At 55.1% G+C, this 19294-nt stretch carries 24 protein-coding genes; 16 read left to right on the top strand and 8 right to left on the bottom strand.

Features of this window, described 5'->3' with window-relative positions:
- Position 1 precedes the first annotated feature (1 nt).
- The 4 genes from AB1763_01020 (at position 2) to nhaA (ending at position 4383) form a co-directional block, all read left to right on the top strand.
- A complete protein-coding gene (locus tag AB1763_01020; protein MEW5831405.1) occupies positions 2-784 on the top strand; it encodes a TIGR00730 family Rossman fold protein in 783 nt (260 codons plus the stop codon).
- Positions 784-1806, top strand: a complete 1023-nt coding sequence (gene mnmA / locus AB1763_01015; protein MEW5831404.1) for a tRNA 2-thiouridine(34) synthase MnmA — start codon at positions 784-786, stop codon at positions 1804-1806. The genes AB1763_01020 and mnmA overlap by 1 nt, the downstream gene beginning before the upstream one ends.
- Positions 1794-3041: an MFS transporter gene (locus tag AB1763_01010; GenBank protein ID MEW5831403.1), complete on the top strand. Its 1248-nt coding sequence runs from the start codon at positions 1794-1796 to the stop codon at positions 3039-3041. The genes mnmA and AB1763_01010 overlap by 13 nt, the downstream gene beginning before the upstream one ends.
- A gap of 169 nt (positions 3042-3210) precedes the next feature.
- Entirely contained in the window at positions 3211-4383 is a 1173-nt protein-coding gene (nhaA, locus tag AB1763_01005) for a Na+/H+ antiporter NhaA (protein ID MEW5831402.1), read from the top strand.
- 4 nt (positions 4384-4387) lie between these two features.
- Here nhaA and mtgA read toward each other — a convergent pair whose 3' ends face one another.
- Genes mtgA through AB1763_00985 form a run of 4 tightly spaced genes read right to left on the bottom strand, consistent with a single transcriptional unit; the run spans position 4388 to position 8523 of the window.
- Positions 4388-5263, bottom strand: coding sequence for a monofunctional biosynthetic peptidoglycan transglycosylase (gene mtgA / locus AB1763_01000; protein ID MEW5831401.1), 876 nt, complete (start codon positions 5261-5263; stop codon positions 4388-4390).
- Complete coding sequence (locus AB1763_00995) at positions 5260-5883, bottom strand: TRIC cation channel family protein (GenBank protein MEW5831400.1); 624 nt, start codon at positions 5881-5883, stop codon at positions 5260-5262. Before AB1763_00995 ends, mtgA begins: the two co-directional genes overlap by 4 nt.
- A complete protein-coding gene (locus tag AB1763_00990; GenBank protein ID MEW5831399.1) occupies positions 5876-6412 on the bottom strand; it encodes a gamma carbonic anhydrase family protein in 537 nt (178 codons plus the stop codon). The genes AB1763_00995 and AB1763_00990 overlap by 8 nt, the downstream gene beginning before the upstream one ends.
- An 11-nt stretch (positions 6413-6423) precedes the next feature.
- Positions 6424-8523, bottom strand: a complete 2100-nt coding sequence (locus AB1763_00985; GenBank protein MEW5831398.1) for an RNA degradosome polyphosphate kinase — start codon at positions 8521-8523, stop codon at positions 6424-6426.
- Between the two features lie 69 nt (positions 8524-8592).
- Here AB1763_00985 and AB1763_00980 point away from each other — a divergent pair, with 69 nt between their 5' ends.
- From AB1763_00980 to rplS, 12 genes are all read left to right on the top strand, one after another.
- Positions 8593-9180 carry a tetratricopeptide repeat protein gene (locus AB1763_00980; GenBank protein MEW5831397.1) on the top strand — a complete coding sequence of 196 codons (588 nt, stop codon included), beginning with the start codon at positions 8593-8595 and terminating at the stop codon, positions 9178-9180.
- Complete coding sequence (locus AB1763_00975; GenBank protein MEW5831396.1) at positions 9177-9914, top strand: NYN domain-containing protein; 738 nt, start codon at positions 9177-9179, stop codon at positions 9912-9914. Before AB1763_00980 ends, AB1763_00975 begins: the two co-directional genes overlap by 4 nt.
- On the top strand, positions 9911-10633 hold the full coding sequence (locus tag AB1763_00970) for a Nif3-like dinuclear metal center hexameric protein (protein ID MEW5831395.1): 723 nt from the start codon (positions 9911-9913) through the stop codon (positions 10631-10633). The genes AB1763_00975 and AB1763_00970 overlap by 4 nt, the downstream gene beginning before the upstream one ends.
- A 39-nt stretch (positions 10634-10672) precedes the next feature.
- Positions 10673-11398: a zinc ribbon domain-containing protein gene (locus AB1763_00965; GenBank protein ID MEW5831394.1), complete on the top strand. Its 726-nt coding sequence runs from the start codon at positions 10673-10675 to the stop codon at positions 11396-11398.
- Complete coding sequence (waaA, locus tag AB1763_00960; GenBank protein MEW5831393.1) at positions 11391-12563, top strand: lipid IV(A) 3-deoxy-D-manno-octulosonic acid transferase; 1173 nt, start codon at positions 11391-11393, stop codon at positions 12561-12563. The genes AB1763_00965 and waaA overlap by 8 nt, the downstream gene beginning before the upstream one ends.
- Positions 12557-13294, top strand: a complete 738-nt coding sequence (locus tag AB1763_00955; protein MEW5831392.1) for an RNA pseudouridine synthase — start codon at positions 12557-12559, stop codon at positions 13292-13294. The genes waaA and AB1763_00955 overlap by 7 nt, the downstream gene beginning before the upstream one ends.
- Positions 13295-13380: 86 nt before the next feature.
- A complete protein-coding gene (gene ffh, locus AB1763_00950) occupies positions 13381-14727 on the top strand; it encodes a signal recognition particle protein (GenBank protein ID MEW5831391.1) in 1347 nt (448 codons plus the stop codon).
- 145 nt (positions 14728-14872) lie between these two features.
- Positions 14873-15103 carry a 30S ribosomal protein S16 gene (gene rpsP / locus AB1763_00945; protein MEW5831390.1) on the top strand — a complete coding sequence of 77 codons (231 nt, stop codon included), beginning with the start codon at positions 14873-14875 and terminating at the stop codon, positions 15101-15103.
- Positions 15104-15105: 2 nt separating this feature from the next.
- Positions 15106-15345 carry a KH domain-containing protein gene (locus AB1763_00940; GenBank protein ID MEW5831389.1) on the top strand — a complete coding sequence of 80 codons (240 nt, stop codon included), beginning with the start codon at positions 15106-15108 and terminating at the stop codon, positions 15343-15345.
- Positions 15326-15880, top strand: a complete 555-nt coding sequence (gene rimM, locus AB1763_00935; GenBank protein ID MEW5831388.1) for a ribosome maturation factor RimM — start codon at positions 15326-15328, stop codon at positions 15878-15880. Before AB1763_00940 ends, rimM begins: the two co-directional genes overlap by 20 nt.
- Positions 15880-16575: a tRNA (guanosine(37)-N1)-methyltransferase TrmD gene (gene trmD, locus AB1763_00930; protein ID MEW5831387.1), complete on the top strand. Its 696-nt coding sequence runs from the start codon at positions 15880-15882 to the stop codon at positions 16573-16575. Before rimM ends, trmD begins: the two co-directional genes overlap by 1 nt.
- Entirely contained in the window at positions 16565-16921 is a 357-nt protein-coding gene (gene rplS, locus AB1763_00925) for a 50S ribosomal protein L19 (GenBank protein ID MEW5831386.1), read from the top strand. Before trmD ends, rplS begins: the two co-directional genes overlap by 11 nt.
- Before the next feature lie 104 nt (positions 16922-17025).
- Here rplS and smpB read toward each other — a convergent pair whose 3' ends face one another.
- The 4 genes from smpB to truB are packed head-to-tail and all read right to left on the bottom strand — an operon-like array spanning position 17026 to position 19293.
- Complete coding sequence (gene smpB, locus AB1763_00920) at positions 17026-17478, bottom strand: SsrA-binding protein SmpB (protein MEW5831385.1); 453 nt, start codon at positions 17476-17478, stop codon at positions 17026-17028.
- A gap of 2 nt (positions 17479-17480) precedes the next feature.
- The gene (locus tag AB1763_00915; protein MEW5831384.1) at positions 17481-18248 is read right to left on the bottom strand and encodes a 4-(cytidine 5'-diphospho)-2-C-methyl-D-erythritol kinase; all 768 of its coding nucleotides are present in this window, start codon (positions 18246-18248) and stop codon (positions 17481-17483) included.
- Positions 18245-18478, bottom strand: a complete 234-nt coding sequence (gene csrA, locus AB1763_00910; GenBank protein MEW5831383.1) for a carbon storage regulator CsrA — start codon at positions 18476-18478, stop codon at positions 18245-18247. The genes AB1763_00915 and csrA overlap by 4 nt, the downstream gene beginning before the upstream one ends.
- Complete coding sequence (gene truB, locus AB1763_00905) at positions 18472-19293, bottom strand: tRNA pseudouridine(55) synthase TruB (protein MEW5831382.1); 822 nt, start codon at positions 19291-19293, stop codon at positions 18472-18474. The genes csrA and truB overlap by 7 nt, the downstream gene beginning before the upstream one ends.
- Between the last annotated feature and the right edge of the window lies 1 nt (position 19294).

Below are 19294 nucleotides of genomic sequence, written 5' to 3'. Positions count from 1 at the left end.
TATGGGCCGCAGAAGAAACGGAAAAAAAGAGGCGTGCCGAAAATACGTCCAGGACATCAAGTCCGCCGACGTCTGGAGCGTCTTTAAAATTATCGCCGATTTCGTGCAGGGGTTCGACGAGCTCGGAGACCTTGGCCCCTCGGTAACGATTTTCGGGAGTGCGCGGGTGGACGAGAATCACCCCTATTACCGGCAGGCGGTTCAGCTCTCCGGTATGCTCGGTTCCCGCGGCTACAACGTCATTACCGGGGGCGGTCCGGGCGTCATGGAAGCGGCGAATCGCGGTGCGTACGATTACGAAGAGGTCGAATCGATCGGATTGAACATCGAACTCCCCGAAGAGCAGCAGCCCAATCCCTACATCACAAAAGGGCGGCAATTCGATTATTTTTTCTCCCGCAAGGTGATGCTCGTCAAATACTCGATGGCATACGTCATCTTTCCGGGGGGATTCGGAACGCTCGATGAGATGTTCGAGGCGTTGACCCTGATTCAGACCCGTAAGGTGACGGGAGTCAAACTTTTCGTGATCGGGACCGACTTTTACGCGCCGCTGATGGAATTCATCCGCACACGCCTGCTGGCCGAGGGGATGATCGACGAGGCCGACCTGGGATTTTTCACCCTTACCGACGATCTGCACTACGTCGTGACCGAAATCGAAAAATCGATGATCGCCCAGATGATATCGCTCGAAGAGCAGGGGCTTGACCACACCAAATACTACGAGACCCTTTCGTCGTACATGACCGACAAACATCCGATCGAGGAGACAGAATTCTGATGAAACGCAAAAAAGTGCTGATCGGGATGAGCGGCGGCGTCGATTCAACCGTTTCGACCCTTTTGCTCAAAGAGCAGGGGTATGAAGTGGAAGGAGTGTACATGAAGCTGCACTCCAAACCCGGCTATCACGAGATTCACCAGGCACGCGCGCAGAAAGCGGCCGATTTTGCGGGGGTGAAACTGCATATTCTCGATTTGCAGGAGAAATTCAACGAAAAAGTGTTTACCCCTTTTATCGAAACTTATAAAGAGGGGAAAACGCCCAACCCCTGCGCGCTATGCAACCGCAATATCAAATTTGGCGCCATGGTGGCGTTTGCCGATGAGGTCGGAGCCGACTACGTCGCGACGGGCCATTACATTCGCCATGACGGAAAATACCTGCTTCAGGCGAGCGACGATACCAAAGACCAGAGCTATTTTCTTTTCTACATCGATCCTGCGCTGGTGCCGAGGCTTTTATTTCCGCTGGGAGAACGCCACAAAGCCGACATCAAAGCGTACGCCGCATCGGTTCCGGGGCTTGAATCCTTCGCCGCTCAGGGGGAATCGAGCGAGATATGCTTCGTCGAAACCACCTATATGGACGTGTTGAAACCGTACGTGGAGGTCGACCGCGAGGGGGAGGTGCTGGACCTCTCGGGTAACGTCGTGGGCAAACACAAAGGGTACATGCACTACACGATCGGCAAGCGCAAGGGTTTCACCGTCCACGGCGCCCACGATCCCCATTTTGTGGTTGCGATCCGTCCTGAAACCAACCAGATCGTCGTCGGGCCGCGCGAAGCGCTCGAATGCCGTTACGTGGAGCTTGAAAACGTCAATCTTTTTGACGAACGCCGGGAATTTGACTGCGAAGTCAAGCTCCGCTACCGTACCAAATCGGTTCCCTGCCACGTGAAAGTGGAAGGAAACCGTGCCAAAGTCGAACTGGCCGAACCGGTTCTGGGGGTCGCTTCGGGACAGGCAGGGGTCTTTTACGACGGCGACAAACTGCTCGGCGGCGGGTGGATCGTTTGATCCGGCCCAAGCACAAAATCATTGCCGCGGGGATCATCGGCAACGTCATCGAATACTACGACTTCGCGTTGATCGGTTTTCTGGCCGTGATGATGGGGCAGCTTTTTTTCCCTTCGAGCGATCCGTTTTTGTCACTGTTGGGATCGTTCGGCGCTTTCGCGGCGGGGATGGTGATGCGTCCGGCGGGGGCCTTGGTTTTCGGCCATATCGGGGACCGAATCGGACGGCGTTTTGCACTGATGAGTTCGCTCGCCCTGATGGCGCTTCCCACCTTTTTGATCGGATTTCTCCCCACGTATGCCCAGATCGGGATCGCCGCGCCGATCCTGCTTGTGGCGCTTCGGATGATCCAGGGCCTCTCGGTAGGGGGCGAATACGCCAGCTCCATCGTCTACCTTGTCGAACAGTCTTCCCCCGGGCGGCAGAACCTTTACGGCTCTTTCGTTTCGGTCGGGGCGAAAATCGGAATGGCGCTGGGATCGGGTTTTTGCGGGTTGCTACTGTGGCAACTGGGCGAAGAGACGATGATGGAATGGGGATGGAGAGTCCCGTTTTGGGTCAGCATCGTAATTGCCGCGGCGGGGCTTTATCTTCGCCGCAATCTGACCGACGACTACGAACCGCCCCACGACAAAGCGGTTCCGATCGTTGCCATCGTACGTCATCACCGGCGTGAATTCTGGCAGTTTCTCTCCGTCGCGTCGGCAATCTGGGTTTTTTATTACACCGTTTTCGTCTACCTTCCGATTTGGCTGGAGAAAAGCGCCGGCCTCAGTAAAGCACAATCGGGCGAGATCAATACCCTCTCCATCGTGATCGGGGTGGTTTTTATCCCGCTCATGGCGATGGTAGCCGACCGTTTCGGTTCGCTGCGGGTGATGCGTTACGCGGCGCTGGGGCTCGCGCTGGGCGTTTTCCCGCTTTTTTATGCGATGAGCGTCGGAGGGTACTGGGGAGCGATGGCGGGGACCACGCTGCTGGTCGCATTGCTGTGCGCGTTCCAGGCACCCATTTTCGCCGCCACCGTCAAAGCCCTTCCGCACCACGGGTACCGGGCCTCCTTTACGGCCGTGATCCTCGGAAGCGCGGCGGGAATCGTCGGGGGGATCACGCCGGCGGTGATGACGTCGATCAGCGAATTCAGTGCCGATCCCTATGCCCCATCTTACCTGATCGCGATCGCTTCGGCGCTCGGCTGGTGGGTCCTTGGGCGTATCGCAAAGCCGCAGGAATGAGGGTCGGTTGTCCGTCGGTTTACCAAACTGATTTATCATAAGGCTTAAGAACAAAGCAGCGGTATTTCAGCCGTATCGTTCTCCTGACCGGTCCGAAAGCAGCACGGTTCCGGTTTTCTTCATTTTTATAACAATCCTGAAAAAAACGCTTTTGCTACAAAGGAAAGATATGCTCCGTTCACCGTTATTGAATTTTTTGAAACTCGATTCGGCGACGGGTATTTTGCTGGTGGTTGCCACCGCATTGGCGATGATGATGGCCAACAGTCCGATGCACTCGCTTTATTCCTCCCTTACATCTCTTCCGGTCGTTGTGAGTGTCGGTTCTTTCGTCATTGCCAAACCGTTATTGTTGTGGATCAACGACGGTCTGATGGCCGTATTTTTCTTTATGGTGGGGCTGGAGATCAAACGGGAAACCCTCGAGGGCTCGCTGCGCGATCCAAAAGCGATAGCCGTCCCGGCTTTCGCGGCGCTGGGAGGGATGATGGTCCCTTCGGCCATTTATGCGTGGTTCAACTGGGACAATCCCACGGCGTTGCAGGGGTGGGCGATCCCTTCGGCGACCGATATCGCGTTTGCGCTGGGGATTCTCACGTTGTTGGGAAACCGCGTTCCCAAAGGGCTGAAACTGTTTTTGCTTGCGCTGGCAATCATCGACGATTTGGGAGCTATTGTTATCATCGCCCTTTTTTATACGTCCGATCTTTCGGCGATTTCCCTGTTCATCGCTGCAGCGATGATTGCCGTTCTGATCACGATGAACGTCCGGGGAGTCGTGAATAATGCCGCGTATATTTTAGTTGGAACCGTTTTGTGGATCGCCGTGCTGAAGTCGGGGGTCCATGCGACCCTCGCGGGGGTAATCCTGGGGCTGCTGATCCCTTTGAAAAACAACCAGGCGTCTTTTCATGCGTTGGAACATTCGCTGCACGTCCCGGTGAGTTTTGTCATCCTTCCGCTCTTTGCGTTTGCGAATACGGGTATCGCTTTTGCGGGAGTGTCGGCAAGCGATTTTTTCGATGAAGTGACGCTGGGGATCGCATTGGGGCTTTTTTTCGGTAAACAGATCGGTGTTTTTCTCTTCAGTTATCTGGCGGTACGGATGGGTTTTGGGAGTTTGCCCGCGGGCGTCGACTGGAAGCGGCTGTACGGGGTATCGATTTTGAGCGGGATTGGTTTTACGATGTCGCTGTTTATCGGTTCTTTGGCATTCGAAGACGCCAGAGCCTGCGGCGCGGGAGTATGCGACGAACGGCTGGGGATTTTGCTCGGATCGTTTTTCTCGGGCGTTTTGGGGTACGCGTTTTTACGGCGCGTCATCCGTTCCCGAAACGCTTAACCCTTTAGAAGGGAGAAGAGGCGTTCGATTCGCCGGTTTGCTCTGAAGCGGAGGGCTGATCGGGGGTTTCGGGTACGTTTTGCCCGGGAGTTCCGAACAGTTCAAGGACGCTGCCGTTATCCTCGCGCGATTCCATGAGCGGTTCGGAGGCTTCTTTGGGCGGAGTCATCACTTCCTCGTATGCGGGGATCACGACGCCCCGGCGCTGCATGATCTTGTAGATGATGCGGGCGCGGTTTTTGACGTATTTCTGGTTCCCCGTTGGATCGTATTTGAGCGGGTTGGGGAGTACTGCGGCCAACCGCGCCGCCTCCCGTCCGCTGAGGTGTTTGGCGCTTTTGCCGTAATAATGGCGCGCCGCCGCTTCGATCCCGAATATGCCGTCTCCCCATTCGGCGACGTTGAGATAGATTTCAAGGATGCGGCGTTTGGAGAGGGTGTTTTCGATCCGCCACGTGAGGATCGCCTCTTTGAGTTTGCGAACCGGATTTTTGCTGGGAGAGAGATAGAGGTTTTTCGAGAGCTGCTGGCTGATGGTGCTGCCCCCCGCAATGGTCCCTTTTTCAAGACTCCGTTCAATCGCCTGCTCCATCCCTCCTACATCGAATCCGTCATGGTTCCAGAATTTATCGTCTTCGGCGATCAGAACCGCTTTGAGCACGTTGGGAGAGATCTGTGAAAGGCTGACCCATTTGTGTTGCAGCTCCCGGTCTCGGTTCTCTTCGGCCCACTTGTCCTGACGGTACTCCATGAACGCCGTCGGAACGGGACGCTCCTCTTTGAGGTCCGAAACGTCGGGATAAAAGGCGTAGCGTCCGATATCGATGATACCGCCCGCTGCCAGCAGCAGCAGAACTTTTTTGAGGAGGTTTTTGTTCATCGTCGCTCCAGTGTCGGAAGATGCCATTGTTTGGTATAGGCCAGCAGGCGCAGCCCTACCGCCACCGTCGCGACGACCGCAACACCGGGCGTATTGAGTGCATCGAACGCTGCGAGCAGTAGCAGCAGGATCGAGACGATCAGGGCGATGGAGCCGTAAAAATCGCTGATAAGGACGGAAGGGACCTGGTTGATCATCGTATCGCGCAGTACGCCTCCCCCCACGGCCGTGAGGAAGCTGAGGATCATCACCCCGAAAAAGTTGAAGTCGGCCTGGATCGCCAGCAGGGCTCCGGTAATGCTGAACGCCACCAGACCGATCGTATCGCTGATGACGAAGAGCCATTGGCGTTCGATCTGCTCGCGGTGATAGAGGCGGAAGACAAACGCAAACGCGATCGTCGCGATGACCGTGATGGCCGGATAGTATTCGTTGAATGCGAACGGGGTGCGGTCGAGGATGACGTCGCGTACCACTCCGCCCCCCAGTGCGGTGAGTGAAGCGGCAATGATGATCCCCAGCAGATCGAGGTTGTTCCGGACTCCGACGAGAAAACCGCTGAGGGCAAATGCCGTGATCCCCAGGATGTCGGCGGCGACGACCAGATTGAAATCAGACATTCGGCGCGCGGTAGTTTTCTTTGAAACTGACGTAGCGGCGGGCCGACGCGTAGAGCTCGGCGACCTCCTCGTCGCTTAGTTCCCGCACCACTTTGGCGGGGCTGCCCATGATGAGCGAGCGGGGAGGGAACACTTTGTTTTTGGTCACCAGTGCCCCCGCGCCGACGATCGATTCCTTACCGATTACCGCACCGTCGAGAATCGTAGCGCTCATCCCGATGAGGCAGGCGTCTTCGATCGTACAGCCGTGCAGCATGACGCGGTGCCCGACCGTGACGTCGTTGCCGATAATGGTCGGATAGCCGTCTGAGGCATCCTCTTTTTTGTGATGGGTAACGTGGACCATGCTCAGGTCCTGGATGTTGCTCCGGTCCCCGATTTTGATGTAGTGGACGTCGCCGCGCACGACGCATCCGAACCAGATACTGACGTCTTCGCCCATCTCGACGCGGCCGATCACGTCGGCGGAAGGGGCGATCCATACCCGTTCTTTCATCGCGGGGGTGTAATGGAGATAATTGCTGATCATGAAAATATCCTTTAACTCTCTTTGAACAAACGGGTCGTCAACTGCTGGACGAAATTGGGCGTATGTTTTTTGACCGAACTGTGAACTTTGCTGGTGTGGTTTTCGACGATTTTATGGCTGTCGATCGCGTTGTGGGGCTCGTGTTTGACTTTGATGTAGTTTCCGTCGGTCTGGAGTTCGTGCGAGAGCATGTTGTCCGAACTCTGCAGCTGCAGGATCTGGATCAGCTTCGCCGAGAGCTCTTCGCCCTGGATCGGGGTGAGCAGCTCGATACGGCGCAGCAGGTTGCGCGGCATCCAATCGGCACTGGCGATATAGGTTTGCGGCGTCGAGTGTTTGAAGTAATAGATTCGGGCGTGTTCGAGGTATTTTCCGATGATGGAGGTGACACGGATGTTGTCGCTGACCCCGGGTATCCCCGGACGCAGACAACAGATCCCCCGGATGATGAGATCGATTTTTACCCCTGCCTGAGAGGCTTTGTAAAGGGCTTTGATGATGTCTTCGTCGACGAGGGCGTTCATTTTTGCGATGATGACCCCTTCGCTCCCCATCCGTGTTTCGTTTTGGATGAGCGAGAGGATTTTCGGTTTGATCTGCGTCGGCGCCATGTAGAGTTCGCTCAATTTCCCTTTTTTGCTGAACCCGGTCAGAAAGTGGAAAAACCGCGTCATGTCGTGAGTGATCGCATCGTTGCTGGTCATGTAGCTGATGTCGGTGTAGATCGTCGCCGTGGAGGGGTTGTAGTTTCCGGTGCCGATATGGGCGTACTGCTTGAGTTTGCCGTCGATGCGGCGGGTGATGAGGGCTGCTTTGGCGTGTACCTTGAATCCTGTAATCCCGTAAATGACGTGGGCTCCGGCATTTTCGAGCGCTTTGGCCCAGTGGAGGTTGTTCTCTTCGTCGAAACGGGCTTTGAGCTCGACCATGACGGTGACCTGTTTGCCCGATTCGGCCGCACCGATAAGGGCGTTGACGATCGGGGAATTGGACCCCGAACGGTAGAGGGTCATTTTGATCGAGACGACGTCGGGATCTTTAGCCGCCGTCTGGATCAGGCGAACGACCGGCTCGAAACTCTCGAAAGGGTGAAAAAGGAGCAGGTCTTGTTTGTCCAGCGTCGCGTAGAGGCTTTCGTCGGTATCGAGCGGCGGGAGGTTGCGCGGCTTGAAGGTCGGCGCGGTGAGGTGGGCGAAATCCTTGTTTCCGACGACCTGCCAGAAGCTGGCGAGATTGAGATAGGTCTGGAAACGGTAGATGTCGTCTTTGTAGACGTTGGCGTGACGGTTGAAAAAGTTTTGCAGGTCATCATCGGCGTGAACGCTCAGTTCCAGCCGGACCAGTTCCCCTTTTTTACGGAGTTTGAGCCCCTCTTCGAGGATCTCCATGATGTCGTCGGCTTCCTCTTCCTCGATCGCGATGTCGGCGTTGCGGGTGACGCGGAACGCGGCGAATTTGATCAGCTCGTAACCGGGGAAAAGGTCTTCGATGTGTTCGGCGGTGATGCTCCCGATCGGAACGTAGATCCGGTTGTTGATATCGACGAAGCGCGGCAGTACGCGGGGAATACGGATCAGGCCGTAGCGCTCGATGCTCGGGTCATCCTTGTCGCGCAGCTTGACGATCTGCCCGAAGCCCAGGTTGTTGAGATGGGGGAAGGGGTGGGTTGCGTCGATTGCGATGGGGATAACAACGGGATAGATGTTTTCGTGAAAATATTTGTCGAGATACTTGCGCTGCTCCGGGGTGAGCTCTTTGTAAGGTTTGAAAAAAATCCCCTCTTTTTCGAGCTCTTTCATGATCCCCTGCAGGCAGTGTTCGACCACTTTTTGCTCTTCGTGAAGGTAGGTGCGGATTTCGCGCAGCTGTTGCAGCGGGGTGAGCCGGTCGGCTCCCGAAACGTTGACCCCGGCGCTGAAAAGTTTTTTCAGACCCGCGACGCGGATCATGTAGAATTCGTCGAGATTGGTGCCGTAGATGGCGAGAAATTTAAGCCGCTCAAGCAACGGGAGCGATTCGTCCTGCGCCTGTTTGAGGACGCGGGTGTTGAACTGCAGCCACGAAAGCTCGCGGTTGATATAAAGCGATGGGTCTTTAAAGTTGCTAGGCATGTTTTTACCGTTATAGTGTTAAGTTTACCAGGATTATAATACACTTATGGTTACAAACGAGGAACGTCTATGAGTTTATTTCAGATTTTAATGTTGGCGGCGACACTTTTTTTCGCATACCAGATCTACCGCCACGTGCACGAACTGGATTCCGCCGCCCCTTCGGCGGGGAACCCTTCTGCGCCTACCCCCGTGGCTCCTTCCCCCGCCGCCCTCGTCGATGAAGCCGATGCGGCTTACGAAGCGGGGGACGTCGAAAAGGCCAAACGCCTCCTCGAAGAGGCCTACGCACTGGAGGGAGGGAACGTCGAAACGATCAACAAGCTCGCTTTCGTCACCGCCAAAAGCGGGGATGTCCATCGCGGGATCCGGCTTTACGAGCGTTCGCTCGAAATCGACGGCAACGACGATTTGACCCACAACGCGATCGCGTCGCTTTACCGCGGTGAAGGGGTGTACGAACGCTCCGAAGAGCATTACCGAAAAGCGCTCGCGATCGATCCCGATTACGCGCAGACCCACTATAACTATGCCAATCTCCTGGTGGACATGAACCGCATCGACGAGGCCCGCGCCCACTACGAAAAGGCGTTGGAACTTGGCGGCGATCTCCCACAGGCCCGTGAGGCGTTGGCGGAACTGGAGCGTCAGTCATGACCGACCATCAGCCTCGGCTTGCCGTTCTCATCGACGCCGACAACTCCCAACCCTCGACGATCGAGGGGCTGCTCGATGAGATTGCCGCGCTGGGTATCGCGAGCGTCAAGCGGATTTACGGCGACTGGACCGACAGCCAGCTCAAAAGCTGGAAAAGCGCGCTGCTCGAATACGGCTTGCAGCCGATTCAGCAGTTTGCCTACACCAGCGGCAAAAACGCGACCGACAGTGCGATGATCATTGACGCCATGGATCTACTGTACACGAAAAATTTCGACGGCTTTTGCATCGTCTCCAGCGACAGCGATTTCACCCGTCTTGCCAGCCGCATCCGCGAATCGGGTGTCAAAGTGTACGGTTTCGGGGAACAGAAAACACCCAAAGCATTTATCGGGGTATGCGACAAGTTTATTTTCACCGAAAACCTTCGCCGTGCCCAAAACCACAAAGAGCCCTCCGTCCCGAAAATCAAGACCGACGATAAAGCGCTTCTCTCACTGGTGCGCAACGCGGTGGAAGATACCGCCGACGAAGCGGGATGGTCGAATCTGGGGAGCGTGGGGCAAAAACTCATCAACAAATCGCCCGAATTCGATCCCCGGACGTACGGCTACAAAAAACTGGTGGACCTGATCATCGGACTCAAAATTTTCGAATTCAAAGCGTCCGACCCGTTTTCCAAATCCCAGATCTACATCCGCGTCAAGCGGCCCGAAAGGAACCCCAAAAAATGACGGTACGCGATATTTACGCCAGCCTCGATGCGCTTTCCCCTTTCGTCATGCAGGAAGGATGGGACAACTCGGGGCTTCTCGTCGGCGATTTTTCGCAGGAGGTGTCGACGGTGGTCCTCTCCATCGACATCGACGAAGAGCTTCTTGAGACGATCCCGCACAACACGCTGCTCATCACCCATCATCCGCTGATCTTCGGGGGACTCAAACAGCTGCAGTTCAATCAGTACCCGGCCAAGATTCTCGCCCCGATGATCCGCAAAAACATCGCCAACATCGCGATGCACACCAATTTCGACCAGACGCATCTCAACGATTACGTCGCGACGCAGGTGCTGGGGTATCCCATCATCGCCAAAGAGGGCTTCGTCGCCTACCTCGGAATCGACGAAGCGTACGACACGTTCGCCCAGAAAGTCAAAACGGCGCTGGGGCTGCCGCACATCCGGGGAGTCCGGTGCCACGACCGTATCACGACCTGCGCTCTGGTGACGGGATCGGGGGCTTCACTGATGCGCAATATACAGGCCGATTGTTTTCTCACCGGCGACATCAAGTACCACGACGCGATGGAAGCCAAAACGCTGGGGCTTTCGATGCTCGATATCGGGCACTACGAGAGCGAGCGCTATTTCGGGGAGGTTTTGGCCCCCCATTTGGAAAAATTAGGATTGAGTGTTATAATTTCGCCATCGAAAAACCCCTTCACCTATCTGTAACCCATATTAGGTAATCGTGTAATTCCAAAAAGGAACCTTATGAACAAACACCTTGAACAGCTGATTGAATTGTCTCAGATCGATAAAGAGATCGATGCGTTTGAACCGCAAATCGAAGAAGCCAACCTTCAGTACGACGCGCTGACGGCGACGAAAAACGGCATTATCAACGAGATTTCGGCACTGAAACAAGAGATCAAAGACGAGCAGCTCAAAAAACAGAAAAACGAGCTCCACCTGGCCGAACTCTCCGCCAAACTCGACGAAAACGGCAAGAAAAGCGCCGAAGTCAAAACCGAGCGCGAGATGAAATCGCTCCAGCTCGAAGAAGAGATTGCCAAAGAGCAGGTCGCGTTTGCCAACGAGGAGATCGAACGTCTCGAAAAACTGATTGATCACAAACAGGGTAAAATCGACGAGCTCGAAGCCAAAGCGGTCGAGATCGAGGGGAACCTCGCTACCGTCAAAGCCGACGTCGACGTCAAGCTGGCCCAGATCGACGAAGAGCGCAAGGAAGTTTTCGCGCGCAAACAGACCCTTGTTTCTTCGATGAACCAAAAAGGGTTGTCGTTCTACCAGAAAATCCGCCGCTGGGCGAAAAATACGACGGCGGTTCCGGTACGCAACCAGGCGTGTATGGGATGTTTCATGGCGGTCAGCGACAAAATCTACGCCGACGTCATCAAAGGCGAAGAGATTACGACGTGCCCTCACTGCGGACGTATCCTTTACCTTGAACCGACTTCCGACGCTCTCGGTGCGTAAGCTATTTTTTGATTTAGCCTATACCCTGCTGGCAGCGTTTGCATACGCTGTCACCCTTCCGGTCCTGATCCTCTTTTCCTTCAAGAAAAAATATCGTCATTCGCTTCCGGCACGGTTTTTCGGCGTGAAAAATCCTCCGTTCGGACCGCACGATATCTGGTTCCACGTCTGTTCGCTGGGCGAAGCCAAAGCGATCGCCCCGCTGGTGGAACGGCTGGGGGAAAAACGTCTCGCGATCAGCGTCATTACCCATACGGGGTACGAGGCGGCATCGAAATACCCCGTCCAGGTGCGCTATCTCCCTTTTGAACTCTGGCTGTGGTTCTGGATCGAACGCCCCAAAACGCTTGTCGTACTCGAAGCCGAATTCTGGTATCTCCTCTTCCGGCTGGCCCACAAGCGGGGGGCAAGGGTGATCGCGCTGAACGCGCGCATCAGCGAGCGGAGTTTCCCGAAGTATTACAAGATGCGGTGGTTTTATCGCCGCCTGCTGGGGGAATGCGACCGGATCTTTTGCCAGAGCACCGAGGACATGGCCCGTTTCATCGCCCTGGGCGCGCGTAACGTCGAAGTGGCCGGGAACATCAAACTGGCGCAGAAGATCGAAGCCGCCACCGTTTATCCGAAGCCGCAGGGGACGGTAATCGTCGCGGGGAGTACCCATGAAGGGGAAGAAGAGGCGATTCTCGATGCGTTCGCCGAATACCGCCGCCGCAATCCTGACGCGAAGCTTATCGTCGTTCCGCGTCATCCCGAACGGTTCGCCAAAGTGGCCGAACTGATCGCGCAGCGGCTGCCGCAGATGGAGTTGAACCGATGGAGCCGGTCCCAAACGGTCGGCCCGGACGTTACCCTCGTCGACGCGATGGGGGAACTGAACAACCTGTACGCGATCGGCGACGTGGCGATCCTGGGCGGCGCGTTTGAGCCCATCGGCGGGCATAACCCGCTCGAACCCGCATATTTCGGGTGTAAAATTATTACGGGTAAAGAGATTTTTCACCAGCGCGAGCTGTTCAAATACGTCTCCCACGTCCAGTTCGTCGAGCGCGATGAGATCGCCCCGGCATTGACCCGGGCCGAGAGGCTTCCCCCCTCGCAGGTGGAAGGGAGCGTCGATCTGGCGCGGATTACAGAGTTTTTAAAAACGGAGAAAGAATCATGAAAGAAAAAGCGTATAAACTATTAGCCCAGCAAGAGGGGATCTCGAACTCCGAAGCCAAATCGCTCATCGACCGCGGACTCGTGTACGTCGGCAATTCCAAAGTAATGATCGCACGCGGCGAGATCAGCCCAAAAACCGTTTTCATCGTCCAGAAAGTCGAAAAAATCCGGCCGATTTTCGAAGACGGGAATCTGATCGTCGTCGACAAACCGGCGTTTATGAACTCCGATGAAATTGAGCGGCAGTTCAAAGGAAGCCAGCTGCTCCACCGGCTCGACCGTGAAACGAGCGGGGTGCTCATGCTCGTCAAAAACGAAGAGTTCCGCCTCAAAGCGATTCAAGAGTTCAAACGCGACCGCGTCTACAAAGAGTACGTCGCCTGGGTGGACGGCATCGTCAGCGAACCGTTCGTGATCGATCAGCCGCTTTTTACCGAGAAAAAAGGGAACAAGGCCTACACCAAAGTTTCGAAAAAAGGGAAACCCGCGATCACCGAGGTGACCCCGCTGGAAGTCTCGGCGAAAAAAACGAAGGTACAGCTCGTGATCCATCACGGCCGAACCCACCAGATACGCGCGCACATGAAATTTGCGCAACACCCTATCATCGGGGACGAGAGCTACGGCGGACGCCCTTCCAAACGGGTGATGCTTCATGCGAAAAAGGTGACCCTGCTCGGGCAGACGTTCGAAGCGCCCGAGCCGACGATTTTCGCCCATTTCGGGAGTTGATAAGACTCTAAAGTCTAAATCAAGCAAAAATTAAGTATAATTCGAAACTTTTTACACCCTATTGAGGTCACATTCAGGAGTTTTTGGTGTTCGACACGCTGACAGAATCGTTTACATCGGCCATACGCAAAATCCGTTTCCACGACGATGAAAAGGCGCTTACCAAAGCGCTGGGCGAGCTGAAAAAAGCGCTTCTCAAAGCGGATGTTCACCACAAAGTCGTCAAAGAACTGATTGACTCCGTCGAACTCCAGACCAAGCAAAACGGAATCGGCAAGGACCAGTTCCTGGACGCTTTGCGTACGTCGCTGCATGCGCTGCTCGAAGTACCGGGGAAAAGCGGTTTCGTCTACGCCCCCGTCTCTCCGACGGTCATTTTGATGACCGGTCTGCAAGGATCGGGAAAAACGACGACGACCGGGAAGCTGGCGAACTGGCTCAAAGTGCGCCAGAAGAAAAAAGTCCTCGTCGTCGCGGCCGACCTCCAGCGTCTGGCGGCGGTCGAGCAGCTGCGGCAGGTGTGCGGCGCGATCGACGTCGAACTCTACGCCGACGATGCGACGAAAAATCCCGTCGAAGTGGTCAAAGGGGCGATGGAACACGCCCGTAAAGGGCTTGTTGACGTCGTACTCATCGATACCGCCGGACGCCTTGCGATCGACGAGGCGCTGATGGAGGAACTTGCCGAAGTCAAAGCGGCGGCCAACCCGCACGAAATTTTCTACGTTGCCGACTCTTTGGCGGGGCAGGATGCCGTCCGTACCGCCGCGACGTTCAACGAGAAAATCGGGATCGACGGTGTCATCCTCACCAAGTACGACGGCGACTCCAGAGGAGGCGTGGCCCTGGGCATCGCGTCGCAGATCCAGGTCCCCCTGCGCTTTATCGGTGCCGGGGAGAAGATGGAAGATCTCGAGATTTTCCTTCCCGACCGCATCGTCAACCGTCTGATGGGCTTGGGAGACATCGAAGGGCTGGCCGAGAAGACCGCTTCGGTGATCGATGAAAAGAAAGCCAAACAGCTGACCAAAAAGATCAAAAAGGGGGAGTTCAACTTTAATGACTTCCTCGAGCAGATGGAGAGCCTCAAAAAAATGGGGAGCATGAAATCGCTGATCGGGATGATCCCGGGGATGGGGAACATGGCTTCCGCGCTCAAGGATTTTGATCTGGAAAACTCCGGCGAGCTCAAAAAGATCAAGGCCCTCGTTTCGTCGATGACGATGAAAGAGCGCGAAGACCCTGAGCTGCTCAACAACAGCCGCAAAGCCCGTCTTGCCAAAGGGGCGGGGTTGTCGATCATCGAAGTCAACCGGATCCTCAAACAGTTCAAAAACGCATCGAAAATGGCGAAAAAGTTTTCGGGCAAAGAGGGGATGAAGAATCTGCAGAGCATGATGGGGCAGATGAAAGGGATGCAGCTTCCGCGCTGATCCCCGATGGGAACGTTAAGCGAAGGGCTTGGAAAAGCCTCTCGCTTAGCGTTCAAAGCGGTTTAGAGGTTTTTCTTTTGCTTTTGTGGGCAAAACACTCTTCTAAGCTACTTTTAGCGTGAAAATTAACACCAAGGAAACACACATGGCAACCGTCATTCGCTTGACCCGTATGGGACGTAAAAAACAACCTTTCTACCGTATCGCGGTAACTGACAGCCGCAAACGCCGTGACGGCGGATGGATCGAACTGATCGGATACTACAACCCGATGACCGATCCTATCACGACGAAAATCGACGAAGAGCGTCTGAACTACTGGCTGAGCGTCGGCGCTCAAATGTCTGACCGCGTTAAAAAAATTACCGGTAAATAAGCATGGTAGCCGACTTCGTCGCGGGATTCGCAAAGCTGATCGCCGCCTATCCTGAAGATATCAGAGTAGAGTCGTTTGAAGGCGACGAAGTAACCGAGATCGTCCTTTACGCCAACCAGGCGGATGTGGGCAAACTCATCGGCAAAGAAGGGAAGATGATCGGCGCGATCAAAACGGTCATCTCGGGCTGCAAGGCCAAAGACGGAAAAAGTTACCGCATCAATGTCGAACCGCTTTCGTAACACCCTCTCTTCCGATTGGCTGCACGTCGCCACCCTGGGCCGTACCGTCGGCCTCAAGGGCGACATGAAACTCAACCTCCACACCGACTTCCCCGAACAGTTCCGTGCCGGTTCCACGTTTACCCTTGAAAACGGTACCGTTATTACGCTCGAATCGTACAATCCGGAGCGTGAAATCGTACGTCTTGAGGGGTACACCACTCCCGAAGCGGCCAAAGCCCTGACCAACGCGAAGCTTTTTACGACCAAAGAAGCAACCCGTGAGCGGTGCGGCCTGGAGGAAGGGGAGTTCTTCTGGTTCGACCTGATCGGCCTCAGCGTCACGGAGGGGGAGGTGAGCCTGGGCACGATCCGTGAAATCGAGCGGATCGGCGCGCAGGACTATCTTCTCGTAGCGACCGATGCGGCGCTCGCGGCACGGGGGCTTCCCCCGACGTTTCTGATCCCCTACATCGATCATTACGTCATCGCATGCGACACGGAGGCCAAAACGGTTCGCGTCCGGGGCGGACTGGACCTCCTGGAAGCCTCCTGATGCGCTTCACTTACGTTACGCTCTTTTCCAACCTGATCGAGGGATACTTCCAGGATTCGATCCTCAAGCGGGCGATCGAGGCGGGACGGTTTGATGTGGACTATCTCAATCCGAGGGATTTCAGCACGTCCAAGCATGCCAAAGTCGACGACACGGCTGCCGGAGGCGGCGCGGGGATGGTGATGGTTCCGCAGCCGCTTTTTGATGCGCTGCGTACGCTGCCCTCGGATGCTCATGTCATCTTTGCCGCACCCGTCGGAAAGCAGTTTACCCAGAACGACGCCAAGCGTCTCGCGACCAAAAGACACGTCGTTTTCGTCAGCGGGCGCTACGAAGGGATCGACGAGCGGGTGATCGAAACCTTTGCCGACGAAATCTTCAGCATAGGCGATTATGTCCTCACAGGGGGTGAACTGCCCTCCCTCGTGATGACCGATGCGATCGTACGAAATCTCGAAGGGGTACTCGGAAACAGCGAATCGCTCGATTACGAAAGCTTCGAAACGCCACTTTTGGAAGCACCGACGTTTGGAAAACCCGCTGTTTATGAGAATATGGCTGTCCCATCAGAATATTTAAAGGGAAACCATAGTAAAATTCATGCACTAAAATCGTCTCTGTCTGAATGCAAAACAAAATTCTTCAGGCCGGAGCAGCTTCTAAAGCATAAAATAAGGACATCTTATGAAAAATAAGTACATCGCTAGCTTCGAGCAAGCGCAAATCGCCGGTAAAGAAATTCCTGACTTTCGCGCAGGTGATACCCTTCGTTTGGCCGTAACCATTACAGAAGGTGAAAAATCTCGCGTTCAAAACTACGAAGGTGTATGTATTGCTGTCCGCGGCGAAGGCGTCAGCAAAACCATCACTGTACGTAAAATCGGTGCCAACGGCGTCGGTATCGAGCGTATCTTCCCGATCTACAGCGACAGCCTCGAGAAAATCGAAGTTCTTCGCCGTGGCCGCGTACGCCGCGCCAAATTGTTCTATCTCCGTGACCTTGCCGGTAAAGCAGCACGTATTAAAGAACTCCGCAAATAATTTTCCGCCGCTTCTTCGGCGGCACCTTTTCTCTTCTTCCTTCGAAAAACTTCCGTTTCATTCTTTGTTTGAACGCCCATTCTACGAGCGTTTCGTGCCGAGCGTCATTCCCCCTTCAGGGCTCTTTCGATATCGCGTTTGATGTCTTTTTGTTTGAGGTCTTCGCGTTTGTCGTAAAGTTTTTTCCCTTTGACGATCGCCACCTGCATTTTGGCGATGTTGCGGTCGTTGAAGTAGAGGCTGAGCGGAACCAGGGTAAATCCCTCTTTCTCAACCGCTTTAAACATTTTGTCGATCTGTTTTTTGTGCAGGAGAAGTTTGCGTGCCCGGCGCTCTTCGTGGCCGTAATGGCGGTGGGTCGTTTCGAGGTGGCCGATGTGAACGTTGAAAACGAAGGCTTCCCCTTTGACGATTTTCACAAAGCCGTCTTTGAGGTTGACGCGCCCCGCACGGATCGCTTTGACTTCGCTCCCCATCAGTTCGAGTCCCGCTTCGAACTTCTCTTCGATGTGGTAGTCAAAAAAAGCTTTTTTATTGGTGGCGATCGTTTCACCCATGGTTACTCATCCTTGATTTTAAAAAAACTGCTTCCGCTCCCCGAAAAGAACCATCCCTCTTTTTCACTCAGCTCGGGATAACAACCGAGTGCGGCGGGGTAGAGATCGTTGGCCTCTTTGGGCTTCACGGACGCGAGAATATCGCGCGAAGGGGTCGATTCGAGCCGCTGCGCCTCTTCCGGGGTGATCGGCGCATAGAGATGCTCCCGGTAGTAACGGTACACGGCCGGGGTGCTGATGCGGATATCCGGGGTGACGACGTCGAACGCCATTGCGGCTTCCTCGTAGCGCTCGACGATTTCACCGATCCCCTTGACATTGGCGCTTTCGTAGCCGTAGACAAAAAACGGAACATCGGCCCCGACATTGGCTCCGATTTCGGCGAGCTCGTCTTTGGATAACCCCAGCTCCAGGGCATCGTTGCACATGCGCAGGAACGTGGCGGCATCGGAACTCCCTCCGCCGAGGCCTGCGAACGAGGGGATTCTTTTGTCGACGCGGACGGCGTGCGTTTCGAAGAAAACGCCGAGGGCGTTGGATCGGGTGGCGCTCTGAAGGTGTTTGTAGGCTTTGTAGATCGTATTCGAGCCGACGTCGCAGTCGAAATCTCCCCGGATTTCAAATTCGGGGGTCGTTTTGGGTTCGAACCACAAAAGATCGTAAAGCTCTTTGACGAGGACGAAACGGGATGTGAGGGTATGGTATTCTCCTCTCGTTCCGGTGATTTTGAGAAAAACGTTGACTTTGGCGTAAGCGGGATAGCGGATCATAATTTGAGTTTGTGCACCAGTTGCTGAAGCAGCGATTCGTCACTGCCGGCAGAGGAAGCCTCTTTGTTGGAATGTTCGACCGCTTTGACCAGTTCGCTGCGGAGAATCCGGATGTTATGGGGGGCGTCGATGCCGAGTTTGACGACCCCTTTTTCGATCGAGACGACTTTAACGGTGATGGTATCGGCGATTATGACGGATTCATCGGCTTTGCGGGAAAGGATCAGCATGCTTCAACCTTGTTTAGAATGTAATGGACACCGTCGTCGTCGATTGCGATGACCGAAATCGTATCGCCGTTGTCGATCCAGTAGGTGCCGTTCTCGGGACATTCAAAATCGTTCCGAGAGAGTTTCTGGCCCAGGGCAACGGCAGTCGTATCGCCATTATAGCGGTTTTTCGGAAGAGAGAGGGAGGTTTTGATATCCAGAGGTTTTTCACCTTCAAAGACAAATTGCCCTTCGTTAAGGCGTTCGAGGGCGCTTAGGGCGCCGTCGCATCCGAGTGAGCGGGCAACCAGAAGGCCGAGCGAGCGGATATAGGTCCCTTCCGAAACGGTCGCTTCGAACGTCACGAACGGGTGGGTATAGTGCACGAGGCTGATGTCGTGGATCGTCGATGTGACGGCATCCAGGCGGACCTCTTTCCCCTCGCGGGCCCACTCGTAAGCCCTTTTCCCGTCGACGTGTTTGGCGCTATAGCTGGGCGGAGTATAAGTGAGTTCCCCGATCATGGAGCGCAGAACGTCGCGGACCCTGGACTCGTCCAACGGGGAGACTTCGCGGATTGTTTCGATCCCTTCGATATCGAGCGTCGGGGAGGACGCCCCCAGCCACAGTGTGGCCCGATAGCGTTTTGGGGTTTTATTGAGGAAGCGGAAAAGCCGCCCGTGATTTCCCAGCGCGACGATCAGGACCCCTTTGGCAAACGGGTCAAGGGTACCGGAATAGCCCGCTTTTTTGACTTTATAGCGGCGTTTGATCCTTCCCAGAAGCTGATTGGAACTGATCCCGGAGGGCTTGTAGGCGACGAAGAGGCGGTTCACG

The organism is Campylobacterota bacterium (assembly GCA_040752835.1).
Lineage (GTDB): Bacteria > Campylobacterota > Campylobacteria > Campylobacterales > Sulfurimonadaceae > Sulfuricurvum.
Note: the sequence above shows the minus strand (reverse complement) of the source record. Positions and strands in the feature narration are given on the sequence as shown.

Excerpts from the sequence above, each read along its gene's own strand:
- AB1763_01020 (MEW5831405.1), top strand. The coding sequence starts at position 2 with ATGGGCCGCAGAAGAAACGGAAAAAAAGAGGCGTGCCGAAAATACGTC.
- mnmA (MEW5831404.1), top strand. The coding sequence starts at position 784 with ATGAAACGCAAAAAAGTGCTGATCGGGATGAGCGGCGGCGTCGATTCA.
- nhaA (MEW5831402.1), top strand. The coding sequence starts at position 3,211 with ATGCTCCGTTCACCGTTATTGAATTTTTTGAAACTCGATTCGGCGACG.
- mtgA (MEW5831401.1), bottom strand. The coding sequence starts at position 5,263 with ATGAACAAAAACCTCCTCAAAAAAGTTCTGCTGCTGCTGGCAGCGGGC.
- AB1763_00995 (MEW5831400.1), bottom strand. The coding sequence starts at position 5,883 with ATGTCTGATTTCAATCTGGTCGTCGCCGCCGACATCCTGGGGATCACG.
- AB1763_00990 (MEW5831399.1), bottom strand. The coding sequence starts at position 6,412 with ATGATCAGCAATTATCTCCATTACACCCCCGCGATGAAAGAACGGGTA.
- AB1763_00985 (MEW5831398.1), bottom strand. The coding sequence starts at position 8,523 with ATGCCTAGCAACTTTAAAGACCCATCGCTTTATATCAACCGCGAGCTT.
- AB1763_00980 (MEW5831397.1), top strand. The coding sequence starts at position 8,593 with ATGAGTTTATTTCAGATTTTAATGTTGGCGGCGACACTTTTTTTCGCA.
- AB1763_00975 (MEW5831396.1), top strand. The coding sequence starts at position 9,177 with ATGACCGACCATCAGCCTCGGCTTGCCGTTCTCATCGACGCCGACAAC.
- AB1763_00970 (MEW5831395.1), top strand. The coding sequence starts at position 9,911 with ATGACGGTACGCGATATTTACGCCAGCCTCGATGCGCTTTCCCCTTTC.
- AB1763_00965 (MEW5831394.1), top strand. The coding sequence starts at position 10,673 with ATGAACAAACACCTTGAACAGCTGATTGAATTGTCTCAGATCGATAAA.
- rpsP (MEW5831390.1), top strand. The coding sequence starts at position 14,873 with ATGGCAACCGTCATTCGCTTGACCCGTATGGGACGTAAAAAACAACCT.
- AB1763_00940 (MEW5831389.1), top strand. The coding sequence starts at position 15,106 with ATGGTAGCCGACTTCGTCGCGGGATTCGCAAAGCTGATCGCCGCCTAT.
- rimM (MEW5831388.1), top strand. The coding sequence starts at position 15,326 with ATGTCGAACCGCTTTCGTAACACCCTCTCTTCCGATTGGCTGCACGTC.
- trmD (MEW5831387.1), top strand. The coding sequence starts at position 15,880 with ATGCGCTTCACTTACGTTACGCTCTTTTCCAACCTGATCGAGGGATAC.
- rplS (MEW5831386.1), top strand. The coding sequence starts at position 16,565 with ATGAAAAATAAGTACATCGCTAGCTTCGAGCAAGCGCAAATCGCCGGT.
- smpB (MEW5831385.1), bottom strand. The coding sequence starts at position 17,478 with ATGGGTGAAACGATCGCCACCAATAAAAAAGCTTTTTTTGACTACCAC.
- AB1763_00915 (MEW5831384.1), bottom strand. The coding sequence starts at position 18,248 with ATGATCCGCTATCCCGCTTACGCCAAAGTCAACGTTTTTCTCAAAATC.
- csrA (MEW5831383.1), bottom strand. The coding sequence starts at position 18,478 with ATGCTGATCCTTTCCCGCAAAGCCGATGAATCCGTCATAATCGCCGAT.